This window comes from Cyclobacterium sp., assembly GCF_014762705.1.
Lineage (GTDB): Bacteria > Bacteroidota > Bacteroidia > Cytophagales > Cyclobacteriaceae > Cyclobacterium.
On sequence record NZ_JABURL010000034.1, the window covers coordinates 21,397 to 29,394 of the forward strand.

9 protein-coding genes and 1 pseudogene are annotated in these 7,998 nt (G+C 39.3%); 9 read left to right on the forward strand and 1 reads right to left on the reverse strand.

Annotated elements, in window-relative coordinates; translation table 11 throughout:
- Positions 1–148 precede the first annotated feature (148 nt).
- From HUJ21_RS06465 to HUJ21_RS06505, 9 genes are all read left to right on the forward strand, one after another.
- A complete protein-coding gene (locus HUJ21_RS06465) occupies positions 149–1,693 on the forward strand; it encodes a vitamin K epoxide reductase family protein (RefSeq protein ID WP_291368130.1) in 1,545 nt (514 codons plus the stop codon).
- 9 nt (positions 1,694–1,702) lie between these two features.
- Positions 1,703–2,986, forward strand: a complete 1,284-nt coding sequence (locus HUJ21_RS06470) for a trehalase-like protein (RefSeq protein WP_291368131.1) — start codon at positions 1,703–1,705, stop codon at positions 2,984–2,986.
- The gene (locus HUJ21_RS06475) at positions 2,983–3,978 is read left to right on the forward strand and encodes an SDR family oxidoreductase (RefSeq protein ID WP_291368132.1); all 996 of its coding nucleotides are present in this window, start codon (positions 2,983–2,985) and stop codon (positions 3,976–3,978) included. Before HUJ21_RS06470 ends, HUJ21_RS06475 begins: the two co-directional genes overlap by 4 nt.
- A gap of 8 nt (positions 3,979–3,986) precedes the next feature.
- Positions 3,987–4,898: a potassium channel family protein gene (locus tag HUJ21_RS06480; protein ID WP_291368133.1), complete on the forward strand. Its 912-nt coding sequence runs from the start codon at positions 3,987–3,989 to the stop codon at positions 4,896–4,898.
- Positions 4,899–5,039: 141 nt separating this feature from the next.
- The gene (locus HUJ21_RS06485) at positions 5,040–5,180 is read left to right on the forward strand and encodes a hypothetical protein (protein WP_291368134.1); all 141 of its coding nucleotides are present in this window, start codon (positions 5,040–5,042) and stop codon (positions 5,178–5,180) included.
- Between the two features lie 133 nt (positions 5,181–5,313).
- Positions 5,314–5,760 (forward strand): hypothetical protein, encoded by a 447-nt coding sequence (locus tag HUJ21_RS06490; RefSeq protein ID WP_291368135.1) that lies wholly within the window; start codon positions 5,314–5,316, stop codon positions 5,758–5,760.
- A gap of 33 nt (positions 5,761–5,793) precedes the next feature.
- The gene (locus tag HUJ21_RS06495; RefSeq protein ID WP_291368136.1) at positions 5,794–5,928 is read left to right on the forward strand and encodes a hypothetical protein; all 135 of its coding nucleotides are present in this window, start codon (positions 5,794–5,796) and stop codon (positions 5,926–5,928) included.
- Positions 5,929–6,059: 131 nt separating this feature from the next.
- On the forward strand, positions 6,060–6,506 hold the full coding sequence (locus tag HUJ21_RS06500) for a hypothetical protein (protein ID WP_291368137.1): 447 nt from the start codon (positions 6,060–6,062) through the stop codon (positions 6,504–6,506).
- Positions 6,507–6,890: 384 nt separating this feature from the next.
- Positions 6,891–7,754, forward strand: coding sequence for an AraC family transcriptional regulator (locus tag HUJ21_RS06505; RefSeq protein ID WP_291368138.1), 864 nt, complete (start codon positions 6,891–6,893; stop codon positions 7,752–7,754).
- A 128-nt stretch (positions 7,755–7,882) separates the two neighbouring features.
- On the opposite strand, the pseudogene HUJ21_RS06510 reads toward HUJ21_RS06505, so the two are convergent.
- Positions 7,883–7,998: pseudogene (locus tag HUJ21_RS06510) on the reverse strand (IS1595 family transposase); the annotation flags it as partial.

Consider the following 7,998-nt stretch of genomic DNA (forward strand, 5'->3'; position numbering starts at 1 on the left):
TTCAGGAAGGTAGTTCAAGGACCTTTATATAAGAATTTTCAATACGATTTTGAACCTGTTTCTTTTTGTGTATTGGCTTCCATCAAAATTAAAAAAGGAAAAGGACTAATGAAGTAAAGGCTTTTTATCAACTAAACCATACGACGCAATGGAAAAAGAAGATCAAAATGAGCACCAAAACCAAGGAGGAATGGGGAAGAGAGGCGTTACCCGGCCAATGGCGGAAACGTCCATGAAAAAGGACCAGCACGATGATGATAAAGAGGAGAATGATGGAGGAATGAAGACGGATAGCGGGCAACGCAGAGAAATGCTAAACATGCACCACAGCAATACACTCTGGATATATTGGTCACTAGTCATGTTAGGCGTTTGGATGGTGGCCTCACCACTGACCTTTAACTATGCAAAGAATGTAGTTGAGCCAAGTGGCGGGAGGGAAGTGTGGTTATCTATGAGTGGACGAATTGCCGCTATGAAATGGAGTGATATCATTAGTGGAATACTCCTGATTTTTTTTGGCTGGCGTGCATTGACCCCAAACCGGCCCTATAGCATTTGGATATGTTGCTTTATCGGGATTTGGATCAGTATGGCTCCATTGATTTTTTGGTCGCCCACCGCAGTAGGATACCTTAATGGAACAATGGTGGGAGTATTAGTTATTGCCCTTTCCATACTTATACCGGGAATGCCAAATATGATAATGTTCATGAAGATGGGAGGGGATGTTCCAGATGGATGGAGCTACAATCCATCAAGCTGGCCACAGCGATGGATCATGATCGCATTGGCTTTTGTGGGCTGGATTGCCTCCCGCTACCTGGCAGCATTTCAGTTGGGGTACGTTGATTATGCCTGGGATCCGTTTTTTGGAAATAGCACAATAAAGGTGCTGAATTCCGATATGTCGCACTCCTGGCCTATATCTGATGCAGCTTTGGGTACATTGGCCTACACATTGGAATTTTTAATGGGTTGCATGGGTGGAACATCACGTTGGCGTACCATGCCCTGGATGGTCACCTTTTTTGGAATCCTAGTGATACCCTTGGGGTTTGTCAGTATCTTCTTAGTGATTTCGCAGCCACTTAGCGTAGGAGCCTGGTGTACGATCTGCTTGGCAACAGCTATTATTATGTTGCCCATGATACCTCTGCAGATAGATGAAGTGATAGCCATGGGGCAGCACATGGTTCAAAGAAAACGCAAGGGCGATTCACTCTGGAGGGTTTTCTGGAAAGGTGGAGAGCCTGTTACTACTAAAAGTGATGATCGGTCACCCACTTTACTGAGTTTTCCCCAGAAGCCCCTTAAGGTATTTAAAGCTTCTATTTGGGGTATGAGCTCACCATGGATGCTTACCCTGACTACCATCCTGGGTTTGGGGCTGATGTTTGTCCCGGCACAATTAGGTGTGGGCATAGAAACTAAAGCGGCTGATATAAATCACCTGGGGGGTGCTTTAGTGGTAGTAACAGCAGTAGTATGCATGGCAGAACCACTTAGGATCGGACGCTATTTCAATGTGTTATTAGGCTTGGCAATAGCTGTCCTGCCTTGGTTTGTACAGGATGGAGCCTTATTACTTTCCATAATCGATACAGTGTTAGGAATAGCCATAGCGGTCTTGTCCCTGCCTCAGGGAAAAATTGCTGAGCGCTATGGACTTTGGAATCAATATGTAAAATAAATTGGTAAGATGACAGAGAAGGAACTACGTGATAAAGTGAATGGTCTTTTGGATAAGAATATGGTTAAGGGGTATTCTAAAACCGCCGGCCGTCATTTCCACTATACTAAACCTTCTCCGTTTTCCTATCCATTTCAATTTTTTTGGGATACTTGCTTTCACGCCTATATTCTTACAGCTTTAAATCGAGCGGATATGGCAAAAAGGCATTTGCAAAGTCTTTTCTGTTTACAGAAAGAGGATGGTTTTGTAGGACACATGATTTATTGGAATAACACGCTACCAAAGCGATATACAGATATTTTCCAATCTAAACCCGGTTTGAAATGGAAGCTTTTTAAGACCCATATGAGTGCATTGTTACAGCCACCGCTGGTAGCTCAGGCAGTGCAGAAAGTAGTCATGGCTTCCAATGATCTTGAATTTCTGAAAGAGATGCTGCCCAACCTGAAAAAGTTTTATAATTGGATAGCCCTCAATAGGGATTTTGAAGGACAAGGTATGATTTCAATTATTTCTCCATTTGAGTCCGGTATTGACTGGAAGCCCAGTTTCGATGAAGTGGTTAATTTTCCTCCTGGAAAAGCTGATTGGCGATTATTTGTAAAAGTTATTGGTATTGACTTCCGGAATTTTCTCAACAATTACAATGATAAAAAAATATATGAAAAGGGATATTTTATAGTCAAAGAGGTAGGGTTTAACACTATTTACGCACAAAATCTTTTAGCATTACATCAGCTATGTAAAAAAGTGTCAGACCCAGATGCGCCAATCTATAAAACGAGATATAACCAGACTGTAAAAAGCATACTTGAAGTAATGTACGATAAAGAAACAGCAGCCTTCTATGATGTACATGGCAAAGACCATAAAAAAATAAAAGTACTAACACCAACCGTTTTTTTCCCTACAGTAATAAAAGATATACCCACTGATATATCCCAAAAAGTGCTTCAAAATCATTTTTTTAATAAAAACGAATTTGATGTCAGGTACCCTATACCCTCAGTTTCAATAAATCATCCGGCATTTAATCCTGATATGTCCTTATATATTTGGAGAGGTCCTACCTGGATACTTTACAATTGGTTTATGCATAAGTATTTGTTGGAAAACGACTATAAGAAAGAAGCGCATAGGCTAATAGAAAGTATTAAACAGCTTATAGAGATGAGTGGGTTTAGAGAATATTATAACCCTTTTACAGGTGAGGGACATGGGGCAAGAGATTTTACCTGGTCAGGATTGGTGCTTGATATGATTCAGATGGAAAAAAATAAGGAATTATGAAAAATCAAATCACTTCTAAAACAGTAGTCATAACCGGGGCTTCGGCAGGGCTGGGTCGGGCATGTGCAAGAGAGTTTGCTAGCCAAGGCCACAATGTTGCTGTAATTGCAAGAAACACTTCAGCACTTGAATCGGTAAAGAGAGAAATTGAAAGTTATGGCAACAAAGGAATGTATGTTCAGGCAGATGTGGCAGATGCTAAAGCTTTAGCCCAAGCCATAGATAAAATTGAACTGGAATTGGGTGAGATTGATATTTTGGTAAATAATGCCATGGTAAGTGTATTTAGCCCGGTAAGTAAAATGCAGCCTGAGGAATATCTCAGAGTGACCGAGGTAACCTATCTTGGGCAAGTGTATGGGACCTTGGCTGTTCTTAAAAAAATGAAAGCCAGAAATGAAGGATCGATCGTATTTGTGGGTTCAGCATTGGCATACAGAGGAATACCTTTACAATCAGCGTATTGTGCTTCTAAACATGCAATAAAAGGGTTTTATGAATCCCTACGTGCTGAACTTATGCATGAGAAAAGTAATATAAAGATTAGTATGGTAGAATTACCAGCCATGAATACCACTCAGTTTGGGTTTGTAAAGTCAAGATTGCCAAACAAACCAAAACCCATGGGTACAATCTATCAGCCGGAAGTTGCTGCCAAAGCCATGGTACACGCAGCAAAACATAATAGAAGAGAGTATTTTGTAGGTTTTTCTACCATAAAAACCATATGGGGAAACAGGCTGGCGCCCTGGTTGGTGGACTGGACGCTTTCCAGAAATGGTATTTCAGGTCAGCAAACAGATCAGCGGGAAAATAAAGAAAGAAATAATAATCTCTGGGACCCGGTGCCTGGAGATCATGGCGTGCATGGTGGCTTTGGAAAAAAGTCTAAAAATTTCAGTTTGACATTTTGGTTCGACAAAAGACGATTTATGGTGTTGGCTGGCATATTTATAATCCTCACTCTATATATAATAATATATGAGTTTTAGCTAATCGTATGAATTGGATATTATTTATAACATCTGTGGTATTACTACTTACGGTTATCCACGATTTTTTCTTTACTGTCATATCAATAAATGGAGCAGGTCCGATTTCTTCCAAATTTTCTGCCTTGATTTCAACGTTATTTTTAAAAATGAAATCTGCGTTAAAAACAAGAAAGGTTCTTAAGTATTCCGGGGTTTCTGTCATACTTGCACTTACTATTTGGTGGATTAGAGGCTTATGGTTAGGATTTTATCTATTGATACTGTCCGATGACCTTTCGGTTTTTACGGCCTCCACTAGAATTGCGGCTGATGCATTCGACAAGATTTATTACAGTGGATATGTACTTTCAACCATGGGCAATGGGGATTTTGTACCTGGATCCTCTCGCTGGCAAATAGTAATAGCCGTTTTTTCATTTTCAGGATTTATTTTTATAACTACCGCCATGACCTATCTTATATCAGTGTCCTCAGCGGTTATTTATAAGAGGTCATTTGGCCTTTATATCTCAGATATGATGGCTTTTGATAAAGAACAGGATAAGATAAATTGTATATATGAAAATGCTAATATTCTCAGGACTATGGTTAACCGACATAATCAAAACCATTTGGCTTATCCTGTTGTGCATTACTTTTTCAGTATAGATAGAGAGGCATCTTTTTCAGTAGGCCTATGGAATTTAAACGAACTGTTAGCCGCAATTCAAAACAAATCTGAATACCATACCTACAAGGTTATTCCGTTAATACGGGCTATTGATGGCTATTTAGAGACCATCGGGCAGTCGTTTATTCCTAAAGCACAAGATTATGCTACAAGGAGTGAAATGAGTATCAAAAATTTCCGTGAGCAGCAAATTGATAACTTACTGAAAAGTGACGGCTGGGATAAATTTAAAAAAGAATATAAATGAAAACCTACGAAACACTATCTGAACTAAAGAGGCTATTCCAACGATTTTTATCTCAAACCGCATTGTATTGAATGCCCGGCCCATAAGCTCGAGCTACATCCTGAGCAGTTTGAAGTAAAAGAAATATATCGGTTTGAAGGCATGAGAAACCCGGATGATAACTCCATTCCTTACGCCATTGAATCTACCAATGGTCTTAAAGGCGTATTAGTAGATGCCTTTGGTTTTTACTCCGAAGCGTTGAGTGAAGCAATGATCAAAAAATTGGTTGTTAACCGCTAGTCGGCTGACGAATATTATACATCTAAGATGAGATTTCGTACTGATGTCTCCAGGCAATGGGCATAGCTTTAAATTTTCTAAATTATTGAACGGCTACGAAAAAGTTAGGACTACTATTATACTTCATGTTGTCATGCTTTTTGCTCATGAAGGGGAGAAACATGAAAAAAGCACTAAAGAAGATTCCACGCATTTGGAGCAGTCCCAAGAGGATTATTCCCATAAACAAGCACAACAGGAGCATGAACACGATGAGCATGAGACCGAGAAAGTCACAGCAGACCTGGATGACTTCCCCAATCTGCATCCGCTTATGGTTCACTTCCCAATCGTATTGTTATTGATTGGAGCCGTTTTGACCATTGCAAATGTTGTTTTTCTAAAAAAGGAAATAGATTGGGTCATCACGGGAACGGTTTTCGTAGGTGCGCTGGGTGCTTATTTTTCAGGGAGAACGTTCCACCCACACACCCATGATTTAACAGCGCATGCGAAACAGGTGCTTGCTCAGCATGATTTATGGGCCGACTGGACCATATACTTGAGCATTGCCGGCTTTGTGGCTCAGGCGGTTAGTTAATTTTTCTTTAAACAAAAACGGTGGGCTGTAGCAGTGGTTGCCTTGTTACTTATTGCTTCCGGCTATGCCGTGTCGCGTACCGGTCATTACGGGGCGCAACTGGTACATATAGAAGCGGTAGGGCCTCAGGGTAAATTTCTTGAATCCGAAGAAGGGCGTGCTCATTGAGGTTTTTAGTCAAAATAGTGACTTATATCGTGTTTTCACTTAATATTTATCATTTGATTTATACCTGATTTTTACCGACATTTATGCAATAATTATCGTCCTCAATGGTCATGATAAAAAAATTGCATCAAATGAAACAATACATAGTAACCCTGCTCCTCACAGGGTTTATTAGTGTATTTGTATGCGATGCACTATGTGATTGGGGGTTAATATCGTGGGGGAATTATCCTACTATTGTTAAAGAAGCTGATCCTCACCCAAAAAACACACATGCCCACAATCATCACAAAGCCGCTACTGATCATCATCATGATGATCAGCATAGCCATGATGATAGCGAGGAGGATGAGTGTTGTGATGAAGTAGTGAATAACCTCTATGCCTCATTAATCAAATATGAGCTAAAGCAAATACCGGTTGAGACTCCCGTCTTTCACATGCTTTATCAGGTTTACGCTGTAGATTTTGAGAGTGAAACTTTTAATCAGCAATTACTCCCGTTTTTATATACCAATCTGCCGCCACCTGTTAGTGGTAACCATATTCGTATTTTTATTCAATCCTTCCTCAATTAGCATTCATCTGTTAGGTTGATTGTGAAGTTTGCGGTATCCTATTTCGTATACTTTGCAGTCATTTTTATTTTTTTTCCATTATTCTTAACCACTTTTTCTATGCATAGCGATGTGTTTCCGGCTTTAAATTATCGTTAATAACACTCATTTGACAATGAAAAATACGATTTTAACCGGTTATAGACTTTCGCGATCACTGGATTTTATTCCGAAATAGAAAAAGATTAACTCAAATTATACAATCGTATTCGTAATACCCCTTCTCGTGTTGAATGGAGCGGCATTGCAATCACAGGAAAGCAGCAAGCAATTTGTTGTTTTTAATGTGATTTTAGCACGAGTAAAATTGTCGATTGCATATTTTCAGTTTAACCCATTGAACAGATGAAAACATTAATTCTTAATATAAAAAATATGGTATGCCCAAGATGTATTTTGGTTGTACAAAATGAATTAGAGGAACTCGGAGCAATTATTTCAACGATCCGGCTTGGGAATGTTACAATGCAAATACCTGAGACCCTGAACAAGGACAAAATCGCGTCCAGGTTAAATACTTACGGGTTTGAACTTCTTGAAGACAAAGAAGAAATCCTGATGGAACAGATTAAGCTTGGAATTCAACATTATATAGAAATGCTGGAAAGATCTACCAAAGAGGTGATGTTGTCTGATTTTCTGGCACACGAAATAGGTAAAAATTACAATTTTCTTAGTAAGCTCTTTTCCAAAATTGAGGGGCTTACGATAGAGACCTACTACATAAACAGAAAGGTGGACAGGGTAAAAGAGCTGATAAAGTATGATGAACTGAACTTAAGTGAGATTGCTGTTAAGCTCGGATACAGTTCCGTCCATTACCTATCCAGTCAGTTTAAGCGTGTTACCGGTCTGTCTGTATCTGATTATAAAGAAGCAATGAGAAACGAGAACCGGTACTACAAGAACTTATCTGAAGCGCTGGGCGACTTAAGAGAAAAAGGCTACACCTATAATTTCAACAGGAAGGAAGATTGCCTGGAATGTAAGGATATGTGCGCCAGTTTTCAAATTGAGGACTTGAATATTTCAGAGTTCTACCGGTTTGATGAAAATGAAGATGCAGCAGGCAAGTCTGTTATTTATGGGATCGAAACAAAAGATGGTTTGAAAGGACTACTCATTGACAATAGCAACCTTCAAAACAGGGCCTTGTTCAGGAGACTTTCTGACAAGTTGAGAGATGGGTCTGGCGAAAAAATGGGTTGAAAATGATAACCTTAATCTCATACAATAAAGACAAGATTTCGAAAAAGGATCCTGCATTAATCCACTTATTTTTGATAAAGACTGAATAAAAAGAAAAGCTATGAATCAAACCAATTTTAACATTTGAACTAGGCGTATGATAAATAAAATTCTTTGTAAGGGTATGGTGGTTTTTCTACCATTCTTTTCATGAGGTTTTCAAAGATTCCCTCCTTCATCTTATGCCTGTTGAAGCGATAGGTAT

What these genes read in the sequence shown, in the direction of transcription:
- HUJ21_RS06465 (WP_291368130.1), top strand. Translation starts at nt 149, where the DNA reads ATGGAAAAAGAAGATCAAAATGAGCACCAAAACCAAGGAGGAATGGGG.
- HUJ21_RS06470 (WP_291368131.1), top strand. Translation starts at nt 1,703, where the DNA reads ATGACAGAGAAGGAACTACGTGATAAAGTGAATGGTCTTTTGGATAAG.
- HUJ21_RS06475 (WP_291368132.1), top strand. Translation starts at nt 2,983, where the DNA reads ATGAAAAATCAAATCACTTCTAAAACAGTAGTCATAACCGGGGCTTCG.
- HUJ21_RS06480 (WP_291368133.1), top strand. Translation starts at nt 3,987, where the DNA reads ATGAATTGGATATTATTTATAACATCTGTGGTATTACTACTTACGGTT.
- HUJ21_RS06485 (WP_291368134.1), top strand. Translation starts at nt 5,040, where the DNA reads ATGAGAAACCCGGATGATAACTCCATTCCTTACGCCATTGAATCTACC.
- HUJ21_RS06490 (WP_291368135.1), top strand. Translation starts at nt 5,314, where the DNA reads ATGCTTTTTGCTCATGAAGGGGAGAAACATGAAAAAAGCACTAAAGAA.
- HUJ21_RS06500 (WP_291368137.1), top strand. Translation starts at nt 6,060, where the DNA reads ATGAAACAATACATAGTAACCCTGCTCCTCACAGGGTTTATTAGTGTA.
- HUJ21_RS06505 (WP_291368138.1), top strand. Translation starts at nt 6,891, where the DNA reads ATGAAAACATTAATTCTTAATATAAAAAATATGGTATGCCCAAGATGT.